The organism is Parasedimentitalea psychrophila, from assembly GCF_030285785.1.
In the GTDB taxonomy this organism is placed as follows: Bacteria; Pseudomonadota; Alphaproteobacteria; order Rhodobacterales; family Rhodobacteraceae; genus Parasedimentitalea; species Parasedimentitalea psychrophila.
Genome location: NZ_CP127247.1, coordinates 700633 through 718816, shown reverse-complemented (window position 1 = coordinate 718816; position 18184 = coordinate 700633). Strand labels below are relative to the sequence as shown.

Sequence of the window (18184 nt, the reverse complement as noted above, 5' to 3'; positions counted from 1 at the left end):
AAGTGCTGGGTGTTTGCATGGCGAAACTGGCTCGTTGGTCGGCAAGGGAACACTTCTACTTCTTGCTCCGGTAATTGGTTTCGCAAAAAGGGGCGGATCGAACTCAAGCGACCGCAATACTCTCTTCCGTAGTTTCCACTTCGCGAGTGGCGGTGCGCAATACGGCGTGCAGTCTGTCTCCGAGTGCTTTCGCTAGTCTAGGCGGTACAGCGTTCCCTACCTGAGTGTATTGGGGAACTTCCAAACGCCGCCTATGAGCCCCGGTCGTTTCCTTCGAGCGAAACTTGAAGGCATCAGGGAACGATTGGAACCGAGCCAGTTCGCGCACGGTTGGAATACGCGGTTCGGACGGATGCACGTAATCATCGGGGAGACTCACGACCGTCGGTGAGGGATCGCGCCACTTCAGGGCACGCTGGCTATGCTTCTTGGTGGCAAGCTTGTTCAATAGCCGCATCATAGCGCGTTGATCCTTTGCCAGAATAGTGCCGTCTCTATTCGAGACAGGGTACTCGACCCCCGAGATAGCCTCGAGCATCATCTTGCGACGCGCGTATGCGGAAATGTCTGCTTTTTTTGGGATCGAGAGCACGCCCGAGTGAATACTTGCCCGAGAAAAAAATTGGTACAGCCTGAACCGTTCTTTGACATGCTCGGAATGTCGGCGCCTGACGTGACTTGTCGGTTCGTTGTTATCGAGGCCTCCGTCGAAAGCTGCTTTTAGGAATCTGGTGTCGGAGCGCATTTCTCTGGCGTATTCGGACACTGGCCCTTCTTCGTTGTAGCTGTGATCGAGCAGGTCCGAGATAGCATCTCTCACCGTGAGATGCTGGGGTTCCCCAACCAGGTCGAAGTGTGTTCTCTTCGGTGCTAGGAAGGGCCGTTTGCCGAGCACGGTTACGTCCGGGGAATCCAGTGCGGAGTTCCAAGTATTGCCGTATGGGTCTACAAATTTTTCGGCGACGAGGTCGTTCCTCACTGCAACAAGGAATACCCGTTGCCGATTCTGCGGCGCACCGAAATGCATGGCGTTCAGGAGCATCGGCTGAACTGCGTAACCAGACCCTGTCTCTGAGAGCGCGATTCTCAGCTCATCGAAGGGCGACACTGCTCCATGCTTTCGGAAAGCGTGCCGCATCCCGGAGACGTTTTCAATGATGACCGCTTTTGGACGGATTTTCTCGACGAAGGTGAGAAACTGCCACGGCAGCTGGTTGCGAACGTCGTTAGGGTTCCGGCGCCCGGCGAGGGAAAACCCCTGACAGGGCGGTCCTCCCGCCACGAGGTCAATCTCGGACTCTCGTAGCCACGAGAGGATCTCATCGGACGCAAGCACGTCGGCCAACTCGCGGATGACGAGTCCAGACTTGGCCTGAGTTTCGGCGGAAAGTTCCTCGTGGTGGAGGCGCCATTCCTCTGGGTCGTGGATGGGCTGGATGAAATTGTGGTAGTAAGTCTCGCCGGCCATCGGCGACTTCTCGACAGCGAGTTTCACCTCGAATCCGGCTTGTTTGAGGCCGAGTGAAAGCCCTCCGCACCCAGAAAACAAGTCAACACAAGTATAGGGCGAATTCATCTTCATATCTTGGCCAATAATTCCTACTCAAACGCCTGACTTTTCAAAGCGCAGAGCGTTGCTTGTAGTCGACTATGAGACGACAGCCAAGGCAAATGAAATTCTCCAACCATTCACAGAATGTGGTGTGTACCATGGTTGACCAACACATATGTCCCCTCGGATTGACGTTTTGCATCGTCCAACCGAGCAGGATGTCTAACCGCAATTTAGCCAGAAACGGTTTCTCGCGGTATGATGATGCGGGGTTGAAACTTTGCTTTGAACCTATATGTCACCAGACCGGCTGACGAGGGGCGGAAATCTCAGATAATCACCGTTCTGAAGAAGCTGTTGACTTGGTTCGTGGTACATGCACACCTTCCCTTGATGACGGCATAACGCTGACGAGAATGAGCATTTGCATCGAGGTTTGCTTCCGCGCACCTGTGCGCAGACTGTGGCAAAGGTCTACAGTTCGTTCTTCAAAAGGTATCAAGACTGGTTGACTTTCGCCGACGCACTGATCGATTAGCTTCAGGAAGCGCTGAAGCCGATTGGGCTGCAGTCTTGCTTCAATCCACCGCCCGGCACGATCATGTGGATAAGCGGATGATGGGTCAGTGTGCAACGACAGATCTACCCTCCCAATCGATGGCGAGGGGCGACCGATCTTGTTCACGTACCGGGCGCGCGGGGCAGGGTCCCAAGATATCAGGTATTGAAGAAGCCAGCCATTGGCATCGCGGTTGGACACAAGCTCAAATCCCAGACTGACCAGCTCACTGCGTAATTGCTCCCCGATCCAATAAGGTCGCAGGTATTGCCCAGCAGTGCCGCGTGCCATCCCGGTCCACAATTTCGAGTAACCGGTCCCATACTTCGCCATCGTAGTTTCGGGGCAACGCTAAAACGTGCAGTTAAGTCTGAAACCAGAACCCCAGCGGCCATCAGCGGCCATCAGCGGCCATCCGGCAGGCGGTCTGTGGGTTAGACTGATACCCTTCAGCGAGGTCGTGCCGGTATCTGGGGCGGCCAGTGAGAGCCTGCTGCGTTCGATTGGGTGCGGTCCAAAACCCATGTTGCCGCTTTCAATTTGCCCTGTGACTGTTGCTGTTCGATTAAGGCAAGAGTTTTGCAGAGCAAGCCTTCTATTTTGCGGTTGTAGCGTCGGTCTCGGATTGGACCTGTCACGGTATTGTTCCGCCCCTTTGAGAGCATATTCTGCCCCAAAGGAGATACACCATGGCACCACGACCATCCGAAGAATTCAAACGCGACGCAGTGCGGATCGCACTGACCAGCGGGCTGACCCGCCGACAGGCGTCCTCCGATCTTGGGGTTGGTATGTCCACCCTGTGCAAGTGGATCAGAACCTATCGTGACGCGGACGTTGTTTCGAAAGAGGATCAGGAACTGGCCAATGAGAACGAGCGCCTTCGCCGGGAAAACCGCCTTCTACGTGAGGAGAGGGAGCTGCTAAAAAAAGCAACAATCTTCTTTGCGGACCAAAGCAAATGAGGTTTTCATTTGTTGAAAAGCACCGCAATAGCATTCCCACAGAGCGACTTTGCCGGATTGTGGATGTCACCCCACGTGGCTACCGAGCCTGGCGCAAACGCCCTGCCTGCCAGCGTCAACGTGGGGATATGGTTCTGTTGGCCCACATCCGGGAGCAGCACCGCCTGAGTTTGCAGAGCTACGGCCGACCGAGAATGGTCGAAGAACTGAAAGAGCTTGGTCTGGATATTGGTCACCGCCGTGTCGGCCGATTGATGCGCCAGAACGGCATATCTGTTGTCAGAACCCGTAAGTACAAGGCCACAACGGACAGCAATCACAAGTTCAACATCACGCCAAACCTGCTGAACCGGAACTTCTCAGCAGATCGACCCAATCAAAAATGGGTTGTTGATATCAGCTACATCTGGACCCGCGAGGGCTGGCTCTATCTGGCCGTGGTTCTGGACCTGTACTCCAGGCGCGTGGTCGGTTGGGCTGTCAGCAACCGGATGAAGCGCGATCTGGCCATACGGGCGCTGAACATGGCCATAACCCTGCGCAGGCCGCCCAAAGGATGCATCCATCATTCTGATAGGGGCAGCCAATATTGCTCGCAGGATTACCAGAAAATCCTGCGCCGGTATGGCTTCAAGGGGCTCTGTTGCACAACTCAGCCTGAGGTCGGACTTCCCCTTACGCCAGGCGGACTTATCCTACGGCCTCTGTCTGGGGTATGCCAAGAGCTGTGAAGCCATTGAGGATCGCGGCGCGGATTTGGATCTCAGCAACCTGGCGCTCGAAGTCTCTTGCGGAGAGGCGCTGACCTAAAAGTTTCATACAATGCATCTTCGTTTCGACGCGGCTACGGCGGTGGTATCCGGCCAGTTGCCTCCACAACGCGCGACCCAAATACTTTGAGCACCGGACCGCTTCGTTTCGTGCTTGTGCCCCAGGCGTGTCGGACTTCCATAACTTGGCATTCTTGCGCGGTGGGATCACAGCATGGGCATTGCGAGCAGCAATTGCGTCGTGGCATTTGCGCGTATCATATGCCCCGTCTGCTGTGACGCTGCCGATCTCCTGACCTGGCGGGATCTGATCGAGGAGTTCGGGTAGAATGGGTGCGTCACCGACGCCGTTGCTGGTCACTTCGATTGCACGTATTTCCATGGTATTGTCGTCAATCCCAATGTGGATCTTGCGCCAGATACGGCGCTTCGTGCCACCATGTTTGCGCGCATTCCACTCACCTTCTCCCTCGGCTTTGATGCCGGTGCTGTCCACAAGAAGGTGCAGCGGCCCTGCTGAACCCCGGTAAGGAATGGTAACTGACAGGGCTTTTTGCCGCCTGCTAAGCGTACTGAAATCCGGCACCTCCCAGTCGAGATCAATCAGCTTCAGCAAGCTTTCAACAAACCCAGTTGCCTGCCTCAAGGGCAGCCCGAACAGCACTTTCAGCGTTAAACAAGCTTGGATCGCAGCGTCGCTATAGGCTTGCTGCCGCCCCGGCTTGCCTGAAGGCTTGGCCTCCCAATCCATTCCAGCGTCAAACCAGATCGATAGCGAACCGCGTCGCTTCAAGGAAAGGTTATAGTGCGACCAGTTCTTGGTCTTGTATCTCGTCGGTGCCCAGCTGCTCATGGCAACCAGCTACCATGCTGGATTCACAACATGAATCCCTAAACTGAGTTGTGCAACAAAGCCACGCTGGATGGAAAAAACCCCTTTTATATCCAGGACCGGGTCGGTAAAAATGGTCGCCACTATAAGATGTGGAAACTCCGCAGCATGGTGATCAATGCAGATTCCCTTCTTGAAACCTATCTCGCAGAGAACAGCGCGGCGTTGGAAGAATGGAACACCTATCAAAAGCTCGCCCAAGACCCCCGGACAACCCCGGTTGGGCGCTTCATTCGCAAGACATCTCTGGATGAGCTGCCGCAGCTTTGGAATGTGCTTCTCGGCGAGATGAGCCTTGTTGGGCCGCGTCCGATGATACCAAGTCAAAAAACTCTGTATCCGGGGCAGGATTACTACGATCTACATCCTGGAATTACCGGCATGTGGCAGGTTTCGCTGCGAAATAAGTCAACGTTTTCGGATCGAGCTGAATTCGACACCAAATATAATCGCACCCTCTCGCTTCGGACTGACTTGGGGATTCTTTTGAAAACAGTTCAGGTTGTGCTGAAGGGAACAGGATGTTGAGGCTATCTGTCACATCCCGGATCGTAGTGCGGCTGTAGTCTGAACAGGCCAAGCTTGAATTTGTGCCCGTCGTTCATGGCTTGCAAGGGCATTTCACCGCTCAATGCTGATTACTGCCAGTCCAACTAACCCCCATCGAAACAGCGCGCTAGGCAATCCCCCCTGGCGGGTTGCCACCCCGGACAGGTCCACTAGCGACACTCTGGAGACGGCCACGCCGGGCACCTTGTCGTTGACTATGCCGGGGGCGCCCAGTCCCATCCAATGTAGAAACAGCTGCTCGACGATAAACCAGCCAGTCTCGGAGAATTTGGCCGCCAGCGCCCCACCGATCCGCAGGTTGCAGTTGATTTCCGCATCCATCACTGCGGGCGTGCAGGGCGAAATCCCAAAACAGGATCTCCGGTTTCAGGCTCAAAGGTCACATCCGCATAGACCTCAACGCCGTTGATTTCATAGGTCATCGTGTCAGCTCCTGCACTAGATCATCGCCGGAAGCACCAAGGATTAGGCCGAATTTAGCCACCGTGATGATGCCGAGGGGTGCGATCTCAATAGGCTGGCCCACCAGATCAGGTAGTGCTGTGGGCGTCAGGTCGGTGGCTAAAACCGTTCCACCATGTGCTCCGCCGATAGACGTGTTTGTGTGATAGGATGCGATATTGAACGGAACGTTGTTGCCGGGGGTGAAGGCGGTTGTGGATGATAGGGATTGTTCTGTTATGCCGCCCGCTGATTGTGTAAACGCCATCTGGCCGGTGAAGGTGTTGCGTGTATCAAGGTCAACCACAATGCGTTCTGCTGCCGACAACTGATACTTGTACGGGGTGTTTACAAACGCATCTTCATCCGCATAGGTCATCAGCCCTTCCATGAAGATGGTCAGGTCTTGGATGACCCCCTCACCCGCCTCGATGCGCGTCGGCATGGTGACTTCGCGGATGGTGGTAGATCCTAACTCTACGAAGTTGCCCACTATAGTAGTCGAATTGATGGCGCCGACATACATTGTCGTCTGGGTTGCCGTGAAAAATCCATCGAAGTGCTCCCCGTCAGAAAGGATTTGCTCCAGCCTCACAGTGGCACCAGATAGCTCCTCAGTTTCAGAAACCCTAAGTCTGCACGTGCCGGTCGGACCTTGGTAAAGAGTGGAGCCAAGAAGGTAAGTTTGGCCTACAGTGAGTCCGGTCAGTTCTTGTGTAAATCGGGCACTACTGCTGCTGGCAGTCAGTGTTCCCCTAATGCGGCCAGACACGTTGGAGAGAGTTGTATTCGCACCCGCGATCCATCCGATGGTCCCATTTGACCCGTCACCATTAACCACCAACTCAGGCGCACGGTTATGCTTCACCAGCAGCTTGGCGAGGGTCAGGGCTGAGAGTTCAAGGACATCCTTGGCGCGCGACAGCGGGGTTCCAGACGTGAGGATGCGAGAGGATGCAACGCTGCCCGGTTCGACCTGCCAAGCGGCAATCTCGGCAGTGCCAGAGGCATCGGGCAGACTGTCACTGCGCAGCGGGTAGAACCACAGGCTTGTGCAGCCTGCCGGGGCTGTGACGGTCGTGGTGATCAGAACTGTTCCATCACCAAATTCCTCACGACCTGTCATGTCTATGTCCGCAGGGTCATGACCAGGCACCCAACCATTAGCCGTGTCGTCATAGACCCCAGCACGCGGCTTTGTGATTGTTCCAAGGTTAAGCAGGTAGGAAAACGTGTAGGTCTCGCCGGGTGTCACTGCGACCGACCAATACCAAATCGCTGCCTGCACACCATTGGAATTAAACTCAGCAAAATCGACGCCGTTCTTGATCGACGAACTGAGGGTTACGGTTGCACCACCACTCACGTTTCCGCCATGTGGATTGGTCCCAGTGTTGTCATTTAGCACGTTACTACCAGCAGGCTCCAACAGCAGCCCAACTGGCATCCACTGCCCCTTTGCCGAGTCCCATTTGTGATGGCCGCTGCGCGGCTCATTGGGACCGGCCGTCACCAAATGACCCAGCGCGTTGATATAGGACCGGTTCCCCGCCGCGACAAAATCAAACAGATCAAGGAGGCCAGGCCCCACGCCGCCGCGATAGCGATCCTTGGTGAAATCCGCGATGATCTGGGCCACCGGGCGGATGCGCTGGCCGCCCATGGTAATGCCGAGGCCGACGCCGATCATCAATAAAGCCCCACGATGCCAGTTGCATCTGTGCCGGTCACCAGAACGCGGGCGACCCGCACCGGGTAAATCACCCCCGGTGACAGCTCCGGCAGGGTCACTGTGCCGCCCCCCTTGAACACCACAGTGACGTCGCCACCGACAGCCACCATTAGGCCACGGGTAACTTTGGTCAGGTCGGTGCCATCGTCAGGCGTGATGTCGAACCCGTCGATTATCGGACTGGTCAGGCTGGCGGCGTAGACTTCGAAATTATCTTCTGCAGGCATGGTTTTCTCCAGCTGTAGTGGTGTAGGAAAAGGGGCGGTCAGGCCGATCAGCGCGGCCCGGTGGGGTTCAGAATTTCGGCAATCGCTTCGATGTGCCCATTGGCGTAATCACGGCCTCTCACCTCTGCCAGCCAAGTCTCTGAAAGCTGGCCTTCATTTTGGGGTAATGTCCCTGTACAGCCTATACATTTCATCAACAGACCGCCCGGCACACTGTGGGGAACCGCAACGGATTGATTTTCACCGGGACCGGTACAACCACTCAGCCGTAGCGCGCAGCAAAGGAAACAAGGGCGCATCGCGGCCCTCCATTTCCTGCAAGCACGACAAATTTTTCGACGTGGTATTTTTTGTAGTATGATTTCCTATGGCACTATTTTGACGAAGCAATTTCAATTGGGTAACGTAAAAGAAGCGGACTTCATTTCCGCTATTCCATCTTAAATTATGACGTTATTTCAGGTGGTTAAGGCGCTTCATGTGCTTTTCGTCCTGCATTGCATCCGCCATATTGTAATTGAGTACGGCACCAATCTAGCGATATCCAACCTCCCCAAGAAATCTTAGGGCCTCCTCTGCGCTCAGCAGATGAGTGTGCTTTCGAATGAAAGCCATGTTCGCTTGGTCCTCGCACCACCCAATCTCAAACCGCTTGCCTTGGTGGCGGGCCGACTCCGAACCCTTATGCTCGAACATGCGCCGGTGCCTTCCCATTTCCATTTGCACCTGAGATGTTGAACCACATATGCGCTCTGATACGGTCCGCCAAAACGCCCTCACCGTTTTTGTACATGACCCCGAGGTTAGCCTGGGCTTCGGCGAGGCCTTGGTCGGCGAGTGGCAATAGTTCTTTTAGGGCAGTTTAATAGTCACCACCTTGATAGGCTTCAAAGCCTTTATCCAAATTCTGACCAATAGCGCCGTTGCTTGCAAAGCTCACAATGACGGCCAGAGGTGGTCCTACTTTTTCGACCAGTTTGCAGCCTTGTTAAGATGGATCGGGGTTTCATTTCAGGCTGCTGATCTGGCTGGACAAGGAGATGACCTGGCATACGCCGCATGAGGACCGGCCAAGTGGGCCTGAAGTCTTCTGAGATGCCGCCAGCCAAGCGCCCGCTGAGCTTTTTGAGTGTTGACACCCGGACCTGTGCGCAGCTCTTAGGTGCGGTTGGCCTTGCGCACAACCGCCGCGATATGTGTGAGCTGAGCCGACAATGGGTTGGTCTTTCGCCAAACCATGCCGATTGTCCTTGAGGGGCGGGGAGGGGGCAAGCGGACAACAGAGACAGAGGCGGAGCCTGTGTCGATCGGAACGGCCATTTCCGGGATCAGAGTCACCCCAATCCCCGCGCCAACCATCTGGACCAGCGTCGACAAGGAACTTCCTTCAATCAAGTCACGGGGCATGGTCGAAGATATCTTGCAAAATGAGAGTGCCTGATCGCGAAAGCAATGGCCCTCTTCCAGCAAAAGCAACCTCATTTCACGCAGCATTATTGAGTTTGGCACCGGCTTTTTGGCATCTTCAATAGGGCGAACGAGGACAAATTCCTCGTCAAAGAGAGCCTCCTCGTGCAGGGAGGGCTCCGAAACCGGCAACGCCACGATTGCAGTGTCAAGACGCCCCCCCAAGAGCTCTTCGATAAGCTTCTGCGTTACCGCTTCGCGTGGTCGCAGGTCCAATCCCGGATTGAGCTTGGTAAGATCCTTGATGAAGCTTGACAAGAAATACGGTGCGACGGTTGGGATGATCCCAAATCGAAGCCGACCAAGCAGCGGGTTGTGGGACGCCCGCGCCAGGTCGCCAAGCTCGTCCATAGACCGAAGAATATCGCGTGCACGGATCACAAATGCCTCGCCGAGGCTGGTCAGCCGTATCGGTTTGCCGCCGCGCTCAATCAGCGATGCACCTAGCATGTCCTCCAGATCCCGCATCTGCACAGAAAGCGCCGGTTGTGAAATTGCACAGTCCTCGGCGGCGCGGCCAAAATGGCCGTGTCGGGCAAGGGCCTCAAAATACTTCAGTTGTTTGATGGAAATATCAATCATATGTTTTAGTTATCATTCCCATTAGAAAATGCAAATTTATCTGATGGGTGGGTTGGTGTAAGACTTAGCGCATAGGGACCTGTCACTGGCAAAACCCATTCTGATTTTGGCAAGGATCCAGGCCAAAATGGACGGCGAGCAGGCGACCATATCCCTTTATTGCAGCGCGTAGAGCCACGATTGGAGATCAACATGGGTGGAAATGAATTGAAGGGCGCCGGCAAATGCCCGGTCATGCACGGTGGCAACACCGCCAGCGGACAGTCGGTCATGGATTGGTGGCCAAACGCGCTCAACCTCGACATCCTGCATCAGCATGACAGCAAGACCAACCCGCTGGGTGCGGATTTTGATTATCGCGATGAGCTGACGAAACTCGATATCGAGGCGCTGAAGACAGACGTGCATGCGCTGATGACCGACAGCCAGGACTGGTGGCCTGCTGACTGGGGTCACTATGGCGGCTTGATGATCCGCATGGCCTGGCACTCGGCTGGATCCTACCGGCTGGCAGATGGCCGTGGTGGTGGTGGCGCCGGGAACATACGTTTTGCACCGCTGAACTCCTGGCCAGACAACGTCAGCCTGGATAAGGCACGCCGCCTGCTGTGGCCGGTCAAAAAGAAATACGGCAACAAGATCAGCTGGGCTGACCTGATCATCCTCGCCGGCACGATTGCCTATGAGTCCATGGGCCTAAAGACCTTTGGCTTTGCCTTTGGCCGCGAGGACATCTGGCATCCTGAGATCGACACCTACTGGGGGGCTGAGAAAGAGTGGCTTGCGGATAGCGATGGCCGCTATGAGGATCTTGAGAACCCGGCAACAATGGAAAACCCATTGGCCGCAGTGCAGATGGGCCTGATCTACGTCAACCCCGAAGGCGTGAACGGAACACCGGACCCACTGAGAACAGCCCTGCATGTGCGCGAAACCTTTGCCCGGATGGCGATGAACGACGAGGAAACCGTCGCGCTGACTGCAGGCGGTCACACCGTTGGTAAGGCCCACGGCAATGGCGATGCAAGCGTTCTTGGCGCCGCACCTGAGGCCGCAGATGTTGAGCAGCAAGGCTTTGGCTGGAGCAACCCCAACGGCAAGGGCGTCGGGCGCGAAACCGTTAGCAGCGGTATCGAAGGCGCTTGGACAACGCATCCCACCAAATGGGACAACGGCTATTTCTATCTGCTCTTCACTTATGATTGGGAGCTGAAGAAAAGCCCGGCCGGTGCCCAGCAGTGGGAGCCGATCAACATCAAGGAAGAAGACAAGCCTGTCGATGTGGAAGACCCGTCCATCCGCTACAATCCGATCATGACCGATGCTGACATGGCCATGAAGATGGACCCGATCTATCGCGAGATCAGCGAGAGGTTCATGGCTGACCCGGCTTACTTCTCGGACACTTTCGCCCGCGCCTGGTTCAAGCTGACCCACCGCGATATGGGCCCCAAAGCCCGCTACATCGGCCCTGATGCCCCGCGTGAAGATCTGATCTGGCAGGATCCTGTCCCCGTCGGCAGCACCGGTTATGATGTCGATGCTGTCAAGGCACGCATCGCGGCAAGCGGCCTGACCCTGAGCGAGACGGTCTCGACAGCCTGGGACAGTGCCCGAACCTATCGTGGCTCTGACATGCGGGGCGGTGCCAACGGCGCGCGCATTCGCCTGGCCCCGCAGAAAGGCTGGGACGGTAATGAGCCAACACGTTTGGCAAAGGTTCTAAGCGTGCTGGAGGGCATTGCCGACGCGACCGGCGCCAGCCTTGCTGACGTGATTGTTCTGGCGGGCAACTGCGGTATCGAGCAGGCTGCCAAGGCGGCGGGCTTTGAGGTGACAGTTCCATTTGCAGCGGGCCGTGGTGACGCCAGTGACGAGACAACGGATGCCGAGACGTTCGATGTGCTCGAACCGCGTGCCGATGGCTATCGCAACTGGTTGAAGAAAGACTACGCTGTCAGCCCCGAAGAGCTGATGCTGGACCGCAGCCAGCTGATGGGCCTGACCGCCAGCGAAATGACGGTTCTGGTTGGCGGCATGCGTGTCATGGGAACCAATCATGGCGGCACAATGCACGGCGTGTTCACGGATCAGATCGGCGCATTGACGACCGACTTCTTCGTGAATTTGACGGACATGGGCAATTCCTGGCACCCCGTTGATGGCGGCACCTATGAGATCCGTGATCGCAGATCGGGCACTGTGAAATGGACCGCGACGCGCATGGATCTGGTGTTCGGCTCCAACTCGATCCTGCGGTCTTATGCCGAGGTCTATGCCCAAGACGATAATACTGAAAAGTTTGTGACCGACTTTGTGGCCGCATGGGTGAAAGTCATGAACGCAGATCGGTTCGATCTGGTGTAAATGCAACCGACCTCTCCGCGCTGCCAATCATGGTGGCGCGGTGATGACCAAGCAGAGAACCAAGCCCCGGCACGCCTATTTGGCCATTTTCGAGCAAGCATAGGAGGCTACAAATGCTGCGGTAGTTCTTTCTGAATAGCCCCAAGCTTCTTAGACATCTTGCAGGTGAAATACCTCAACAATATCATCGAGCAGGACCATCGCTTCATCAAGAAGATCAGCTGGCTCCTTGGTGGCGAAAGGTGTTTTGAACATCCCTCAATTTGGCGGCGAGGTCAGTTCTTTGGCGTGTATTCCCATCAGCAAGAGGCAGGGCCAAAGCAGATAGACCTCAATTTCAATGTTCTCGCCAAAGGACAGCAACAAGAATACCAGCATGATGCCAAGCGGGAGCCTGCCTCGGTCGGATCGCACTGTGTCGGAGGCGGCCAGCCAGAACTGCCAGATAAAGGGCAGCAACAGGGCGAGAAAACCCGCGACACCTTTGACGAACAGCAGGCCGTACCAGGTGTGATGGCTGCCGATTGGCATATACTCCACGATGTGAGAGCCAGGGGCGACCCGTCCGTGGCCAAACCAAAAGGCCTCCCCCTGCCAGCGCTCGGTTGCAATACGTTGCAAAGTGGCGCGCACGCGGGTGCTGTCAGAGCGGGCGGATTTGAAGGCATGGATGCTGGATTGGGCCGAGGTGATCAGACCATCGGCGATCATTGACGCTACAACCAGGCATCCAGCCAGCCCTTGCCAGGCCCAGGATTTCGCGGAGAGGCGCAGCAGACGTGGGATCGCGGGGCATACGACCACCCCGACCAGACCCATACGGGATTTTGAGGCCAGGATCAGAATGACTCCGGCCAGCAGCCCGATGGTTTTCCAGCGCCGATTGCCGTCTTCCAGCGCAAACAGCACCATGATCACCCCGAGGAGCGCCGCGAAGGGCGACCACGGCGCGTAGAACTGCCAGCGAGGGGCGCCGCTGCTGGGGTCAAAGGTAAATAGGAAAACGGTGAAATACTCGGGACCAGGCCCGCCGACCGCCTTGAGGGGCGACACAAAGATACGTTCGGGGAGGCCAATATAGGGCGCTGCCAGCATCAGCGGCGCCAGGATGAGGATCCACAGCCCGACAACACATTGCCCCCGCACCAAAATAGCGCGTCGGATTGGCAAAACGGCGCCAGCCAGAGGAAAAAGCGCCATCAGAGCCCAGCCTTTGGCCCAGCCGATGGTGGATCTGATGATCGGTTTTGTCCCGAAGTCAAAATTAAGGAGCCCGATCCAGAGAATGATCAGCATGGCCAACATGCCAATCATCCAAGCCCAGACAACCGGCGGGATAGCCGTGGTTGCGCGCAGATCTTTCCTTGCTGCGGGGCCAATATAGGCCACCAGAATGGCCAGGGCTCCAAGCATCCATCCCAGCACAGGACCAACGATATACAGCGCGCCGATGGCGTAGAAGGGCCAGGTCCAGACCAGCGCCTTGTAGGCGATCTTTTCGGCCGGGTTTTGTGGGCTGATATCACTCATGCGCGGCGCTGTTCGCGGCGGGCGATCAGCCAGTTGATCATGCCAAAACGGGCCCAGCCCAGAGTGAGTGATATGATAACGCAGAGCGTTGCAGCAACGCCCGCAGCAATGGTGAGCAGCCGTCTGGGGGAGGAGGGTTTAAGCGGCAGCGAGGGGAGCTCGAGCACCTGAACCAGGGGATAAGACGCGTAGACATCAACCTTGGAGGACTGGCCGCGTGCAATGGCCGAAGTGAACACCGCCTCGGACACCCGAAAGTCGCGCTGCAGGTCTTCGAGCTGGGCGGCCATCGGCGCCATATTCTCCAGTTTGCGACGTTCGTCCTGGCATCGCTTGTTCAGGGTTTCGTATTCGGCGCTGGCCCCTTGCCGGGCGGCCTCGCTGCGCATCAGATCGGCCAACATATCTGTACGGTTGCCCTTTTGCGACATCTCCAGGTTTGCGATTTCGGCGTGGCTGAGCCCGGTGCGCATCACTGCAATTGAGACCAGTGAGTCATGTGCTCGTTTGTACTGGGCCAGCGCCTCCACCACGCGCGGGTGTTGGGTGCCATATTGCGAGCGCATTTCCGCCAGCAGCGCCGCCTTGGTCGAGGCATCTTTGGAAAATGTGAGATAGCTGTTGTCGGAATAGAGGTTCAGAACCCTGGCGGCGGTCTTTGTGGGCAGGCCCAGCGTCGCCTCCAATGCAGTGACATAGGCGGTTTTTTCAATCAATCGGGCCTGTGCGTTTTTGGTCAGCACAAGCAGGGCATCATTGTCGCGCACTTGGGCCGAAAACTGATCCTTGGACAGAAACCCTGTTTCCTGCTGCAAACGGTCGATGTCGGCCCGGGTGGCGGCGACGGATATCCGGTAGTCCTCGATGGCCGAAACTGCGCTTTGCTCACGCATGCTGAGCTCATCATTTCTCAGTAGGGTCAATTCGCTTTGAAAGGCATGAAGTATGGCCGCAGCCCGCAATTGTGCTTCTGTGGCGCTATGGCCTGTCATTTGCACCCGGATCAACCCGGTTTGATCAACCAGATCGATTGAGGGCATCGGCAGATCTACCACGGCCAGGCCCAAATTCTGTGCCGCTGCCAGCCGGATTCTATTAGACGTAATAAGCCGTTTATATGTCTGCGTCGGGCTGACGGAGTCGGAGGCAAAGGCTGAGGATGCATAGGAGGACGCCTGACCAATGCTTTCCAGGTTGACCGATGCCGAGGCTCCGGATCCCGGCAAAATCAGCGCCATGTGAGAGGTGTATTTCGGCGGTGTTGTCGTCAGGTAGGTGAAAATCGGCATCCAAATGCCAGCACACCAAATGAGGAAAACCGTTGAATACCTGCTGCAGCGCCAAAAGAAATTGCGCGGCTTGCGCGGTAGAAATTGCGCGTTTGGGTAGCCGTTGTTGACCGGTTTGGCAGGTTCAAGCGGCGCCCTAGTCGCGACATTTTTTTCGGATTTTTTCTGAATGCAGCCAGAAACACCATAACCTCATCTCTCTGAATACTCTTTCAGATGGAGGATACGGGGCGGAGCAAGAAGATCATTGACCCCTTCGGCATGAGCCGCGTCGCAGGCGGGTGCGTCCCTACCCGAAGGGATAGCTGCGGATCAGAAGAGGCCGAGATCCCGGGCAACCAGCGCCGCCTGGGTCCGGTTCGAAACGTCCAGCTTACGATAGAGCGTTTTGACATGCAGCTTGATCGTCGGCTCGGACAGCTCCATGTCACGGGCGATTTCCTTGTTGGATTTCCCCTCGGACAATCCATGCAGCACCTGGCGTTCGCGGTTGGTCAGTTTGTCCAGGATCGGGTGGCTGATCTCTTCTACTTCTGCCGTCATGAAATCAAGCGGCGCATATTGTTCGCCCATCGCCATGAATTTGATCGCATTGACCAAGGATTTTGCTGGCAGGGTTTTGGGGATAAATCCAATTGCGCCCATCTCGAGCGCCTGTTCGGCAATCTGGCGATTGGCCTCACCCGACATCAATGCAACACGATGAACGCCATTGATTTCATTTGCTTTTGCAATGCCCTCCAGTCCGTTCATGCCCGGCATATTGTAGTCCAGGAGAACAAGATCATAGGTCCATTCCCCCCTCAACAGGGCGCATGCCTCAGGGAAATCTGCTGCGGTGTGCAATTCTATGCCATCCTCGCTCTGCATAAAGGCGCTCAGGGCATCCCGCAGGAGTTCATGATCATCGGCAATTAAAATTCGCACCACTAAACCTCCTCAAATAGACAGGACACTGCCAGTCTAGGGGCAAATGGCGAGCACCGTGAGAGACTTTAGGCCAGATTTATATCCAAATGGATAATTTCCCCATGCTGATGGGGGATTGGACCGCCGATCATGCCGATTGGGCACTTTCGTTTCGGCTTCGATACCGATGCCCAGAACCGGCAATCCCATTGATCATGCAGGTTAATAGTGAACCCAGCGACAAGGAGTCACGTTATGCAACATCGGTCCAGCGGCTTTGACAATTTTTTTGCGCAGGGGGCCACACCTGTATATCCAAAACTGGACCTGTGCTCGGTGATGAATGTTGATCTGGTCGACGCGTCTCCTCAGGCGGCGATCAATAGTCTTTTGCAGCCGGGACGGCGCACGGTGTTTTTCCTCAATGCCCATTGTGCAAACATAAGGGCAGTCCAATCGGACTATGCCACAGCCTTGGCGCGCGCGGATCTGCTGCTGCCCGATGGCATTGGTATTGAGCTGGCGGCACGGATGCAGGGCGACAGGCTGACGGTCAATCTGAACGGCACCGATCTTTTGCCACCGCTGCTGAAAGCCGCCGCTCGGCAGGGCAAAAGCCTTTTCCTGTTTGGCGGCAGTCCGGGCACCGCAGAAAAAGCCGCTCGCCAGCTTGGGTCAATGATCCCGGGGCTGCGCATTGCCGGAACCCTTGATGGCTATGGCGGCGCGACGGATGCTGAGGCCGCCATCAACACAATCAATGGGTCAGGTGCCGACATTCTGTTGGTCGCCATGGGGGTGCCATTGCAAGAGCTCTGGCTGGACCGATTTGGCCACAGACTGCTTCCAGAGCTGAAGATGGCGGTTGGCGGGTTGTTCGATTTCTGGGCCGGCAATGTCAAACGCGCACCGCTGTGGCTGCGCAAGGTGAAAAGCGAATGGATCTGGCGTCTGGCGATGGAGCCAAAACGGCTGGCACAGCGCTATATCCTGGGCAATTTCACCTTTATGTGGCGCGCTGCGCGACATGCAATGCGCAACAGTTCCAGATATGCCATTCACAAGAGACTGCTGGATGTCGGGCTCAGCGCGGGCGCATTGATCGTGCTGGCTCCGCTGCTCGTGCTGATCTGCGCCGCCATTCGCATCGATAGCCCCGGTGCTCCGATTTTCAGCCAAAAACGGGTGGGCCGCAATGGGGAACACTTCACTCTGTACAAGTTCCGCTCGATGTATCTGGATGCCGAGGAACGTCGCAAAGAGCTGCTTGCGATGTCTGATCGCCAGGGCGTTTGTTTCAAGGCGCGCAATGATCCGAGGGTGACCAGGATTGGGCGAATTCTGCGGCGGTTCTCGCTGGATGAGCTGCCTCAGATTGTCAATATCCTGTCTGGCAAGATGTCGATTGTCGGACCTCGCCCGGCGCTCCCCGAGGAGGTCGAAGCCTATTCTCAGCGGGCGCTTCGCCGCCTCAGTGTCAAACCGGGGCTGACCGGCATCTGGCAAGTCTCTGGCCGGGCGGATGTCGACTTTGATCGCATGGTGGATATGGACATCGCCTATGCCCGCTCCCGCTCAATCCTGTTGGACCTGGCGCTGATCTCTGTGACCTTTCAGGCGGTGTTCAAAGGCCACGGAGCCTACTGAAACCTTACGGGTCGCAGGATTGCCCTGCGACCAATCCCTGTTCCAATCAACGATCCAGGACTCCTATCCATTCGGATAGGTCCTAATACATGAGAGAGGCAGAAAACCCCCTGGGTCATGTGTGAAACTGATCGTGAAAACACAAAGGTGCACCATGACAATCACCATGACAATCAACGGTATTTTTTCCTTCTCCCGAGCCTTGTTTCTGGCTGCTATTGTCGCAACTCAGGGTGCCGCGGGCACGGCAGATGATAGCTCGACACCCGTGCTTGAAGTCACCGGCGATCAGGTCTCGGATCAATCCTTCTCGCTCAGCGTTCAGGATCTTCGCAACATTGCGGTTCAAAACATTGTCACATCGACAATCTGGACCCAGGGTGTGCACGAGTTTTCCGGGGTGCCACTGTACAGTCTGCTGCAACATCTCGAGGTAACAGGAACCACTATTCAGGCGATTGCCCTCAACGATTATGCGGTGGCGATCCCGATCAGCGATGCGCGGCCCGGAGGGCCCATTGTTGCCTTTGCCATTGACGGGCAGCCCATCCCCAGACGCGAGAAGGGTCCGCTGTGGATTATCTATCCCTTTGATCAGTCGCCAGAATACCGCACAGAAACCATCTATTCACGCAGTATATGGCAACTTAATCGACTAAATATTGTTGAGTGATATGGTGGTGTA

At 56.1% G+C, this 18184-nt stretch carries 14 protein-coding genes and 2 pseudogenes; 6 read left to right on the top strand and 10 right to left on the bottom strand.

Annotated elements, in window-relative coordinates; genetic code table 11:
- Positions 1-103 precede the first annotated feature (103 nt).
- Positions 104-1576 carry a DNA cytosine methyltransferase gene (locus tag QPJ95_RS03505; protein ID WP_270919140.1) on the bottom strand — a complete coding sequence of 491 codons (1473 nt, stop codon included), beginning with the start codon at positions 1574-1576 and terminating at the stop codon, positions 104-106.
- 1224 nt (positions 1577-2800) lie between these two features.
- Between QPJ95_RS03505 and QPJ95_RS03500 the strand changes: the two are divergent.
- A pseudogene (locus tag QPJ95_RS03500) lies at positions 2801-3711 on the top strand (IS3 family transposase); the annotation flags it as partial.
- Between the two features lie 55 nt (positions 3712-3766).
- Here the strand turns inward: QPJ95_RS03500 and QPJ95_RS03495 are convergent.
- Positions 3767-4699 (bottom strand): IS5 family transposase, encoded by a 933-nt coding sequence (locus tag QPJ95_RS03495; protein ID WP_286018156.1) that lies wholly within the window; start codon positions 4697-4699, stop codon positions 3767-3769.
- 48 nt (positions 4700-4747) lie between these two features.
- On the opposite strand from QPJ95_RS03495, the gene QPJ95_RS03490 reads away from it, so the two are divergent.
- A complete protein-coding gene (locus tag QPJ95_RS03490) occupies positions 4748-5266 on the top strand; it encodes a sugar transferase (protein ID WP_313851686.1) in 519 nt (172 codons plus the stop codon).
- Positions 5267-5359: 93 nt separating this feature from the next.
- Here QPJ95_RS03490 and QPJ95_RS03485 read toward each other — a convergent pair whose 3' ends face one another.
- From QPJ95_RS03485 to QPJ95_RS03470, 5 genes are all read right to left on the bottom strand, one after another.
- Complete coding sequence (locus QPJ95_RS03485; RefSeq protein ID WP_270920609.1) at positions 5360-5629, bottom strand: hypothetical protein; 270 nt, start codon at positions 5627-5629, stop codon at positions 5360-5362.
- A gap of 97 nt (positions 5630-5726) precedes the next feature.
- Entirely contained in the window at positions 5727-7439 is a 1713-nt protein-coding gene (locus tag QPJ95_RS03480; RefSeq protein WP_270920610.1) for a phage head spike fiber domain-containing protein, read from the bottom strand.
- Complete coding sequence (locus QPJ95_RS03475; protein WP_270920611.1) at positions 7439-7708, bottom strand: spike base protein, RCAP_Rcc01079 family; 270 nt, start codon at positions 7706-7708, stop codon at positions 7439-7441. The genes QPJ95_RS03480 and QPJ95_RS03475 overlap by 1 nt, the downstream gene beginning before the upstream one ends.
- Before the next feature lie 682 nt (positions 7709-8390).
- The gene (locus QPJ95_RS24145) at positions 8391-8501 is read right to left on the bottom strand and encodes a hypothetical protein (protein WP_390923768.1); all 111 of its coding nucleotides are present in this window, start codon (positions 8499-8501) and stop codon (positions 8391-8393) included.
- 365 nt (positions 8502-8866) lie between these two features.
- A complete protein-coding gene (locus tag QPJ95_RS03470; protein ID WP_286018239.1) occupies positions 8867-9757 on the bottom strand; it encodes a hydrogen peroxide-inducible genes activator in 891 nt (296 codons plus the stop codon).
- 192 nt (positions 9758-9949) lie between these two features.
- Between QPJ95_RS03470 and katG the strand changes: the two genes are divergently transcribed.
- Together katG and QPJ95_RS24140 are read left to right on the top strand one after the other, a co-directional pair.
- Positions 9950-12124: a catalase/peroxidase HPI gene (katG, locus tag QPJ95_RS03465; protein ID WP_270920612.1), complete on the top strand. Its 2175-nt coding sequence runs from the start codon at positions 9950-9952 to the stop codon at positions 12122-12124.
- A 150-nt stretch (positions 12125-12274) separates the two neighbouring features.
- Positions 12275-12373: pseudogene (locus QPJ95_RS24140) on the top strand (IS6 family transposase); the annotation flags it as partial.
- 9 nt (positions 12374-12382) lie between these two features.
- Here the strand turns inward: QPJ95_RS24140 and QPJ95_RS03460 are convergent.
- From QPJ95_RS03460 to QPJ95_RS03450, 3 genes are all read right to left on the bottom strand, one after another.
- Complete coding sequence (locus tag QPJ95_RS03460; RefSeq protein WP_270920613.1) at positions 12383-13654, bottom strand: O-antigen ligase family protein; 1272 nt, start codon at positions 13652-13654, stop codon at positions 12383-12385.
- Entirely contained in the window at positions 13651-14943 is a 1293-nt protein-coding gene (locus QPJ95_RS03455; protein WP_270920614.1) for a GumC domain-containing protein, read from the bottom strand. The genes QPJ95_RS03460 and QPJ95_RS03455 overlap by 4 nt, the downstream gene beginning before the upstream one ends.
- Before the next feature lie 312 nt (positions 14944-15255).
- Positions 15256-15870, bottom strand: coding sequence for a response regulator transcription factor (locus tag QPJ95_RS03450; protein ID WP_270920615.1), 615 nt, complete (start codon positions 15868-15870; stop codon positions 15256-15258).
- A 237-nt stretch (positions 15871-16107) separates the two neighbouring features.
- Between QPJ95_RS03450 and QPJ95_RS03445 the strand changes: the two genes are divergently transcribed.
- Positions 16108-17499, top strand: a complete 1392-nt coding sequence (locus QPJ95_RS03445; protein ID WP_270920616.1) for a sugar transferase — start codon at positions 16108-16110, stop codon at positions 17497-17499.
- Positions 17500-17653: 154 nt separating this feature from the next.
- The gene (locus QPJ95_RS03440) at positions 17654-18172 is read left to right on the top strand and encodes a molybdopterin-dependent oxidoreductase (RefSeq protein ID WP_270920617.1); all 519 of its coding nucleotides are present in this window, start codon (positions 17654-17656) and stop codon (positions 18170-18172) included.
- Positions 18173-18184: the final 12 nt, after the last annotated feature.

What these genes read in the sequence shown, in the direction of transcription:
- QPJ95_RS03440 (WP_270920617.1), top strand. Translation starts at nt 17,654, where the DNA reads ATGACAATCACCATGACAATCAACGGTATTTTTTCCTTCTCCCGAGCC.
- katG (WP_270920612.1), top strand. Translation starts at nt 9,950, where the DNA reads ATGGGTGGAAATGAATTGAAGGGCGCCGGCAAATGCCCGGTCATGCAC.
- QPJ95_RS03505 (WP_270919140.1), bottom strand. Translation starts at nt 1,576, where the DNA reads ATGAATTCGCCCTATACTTGTGTTGACTTGTTTTCTGGGTGCGGAGGG.
- QPJ95_RS03470 (WP_286018239.1), bottom strand. Translation starts at nt 9,757, where the DNA reads ATGATTGATATTTCCATCAAACAACTGAAGTATTTTGAGGCCCTTGCC.
- QPJ95_RS03495 (WP_286018156.1), bottom strand. Translation starts at nt 4,699, where the DNA reads ATGAGCAGCTGGGCACCGACGAGATACAAGACCAAGAACTGGTCGCAC.
- QPJ95_RS03445 (WP_270920616.1), top strand. Translation starts at nt 16,108, where the DNA reads ATGCAACATCGGTCCAGCGGCTTTGACAATTTTTTTGCGCAGGGGGCC.
- QPJ95_RS03475 (WP_270920611.1), bottom strand. Translation starts at nt 7,708, where the DNA reads ATGCCTGCAGAAGATAATTTCGAAGTCTACGCCGCCAGCCTGACCAGT.
- QPJ95_RS03455 (WP_270920614.1), bottom strand. Translation starts at nt 14,943, where the DNA reads ATGCCGATTTTCACCTACCTGACGACAACACCGCCGAAATACACCTCT.
- QPJ95_RS03480 (WP_270920610.1), bottom strand. Translation starts at nt 7,439, where the DNA reads ATGATCGGCGTCGGCCTCGGCATTACCATGGGCGGCCAGCGCATCCGC.
- QPJ95_RS03460 (WP_270920613.1), bottom strand. Translation starts at nt 13,654, where the DNA reads ATGAGTGATATCAGCCCACAAAACCCGGCCGAAAAGATCGCCTACAAG.
- QPJ95_RS24145 (WP_390923768.1), bottom strand. Translation starts at nt 8,501, where the DNA reads ATGTACAAAAACGGTGAGGGCGTTTTGGCGGACCGTATCAGAGCGCAT.
- QPJ95_RS03485 (WP_270920609.1), bottom strand. Translation starts at nt 5,629, where the DNA reads ATGGATGCGGAAATCAACTGCAACCTGCGGATCGGTGGGGCGCTGGCG.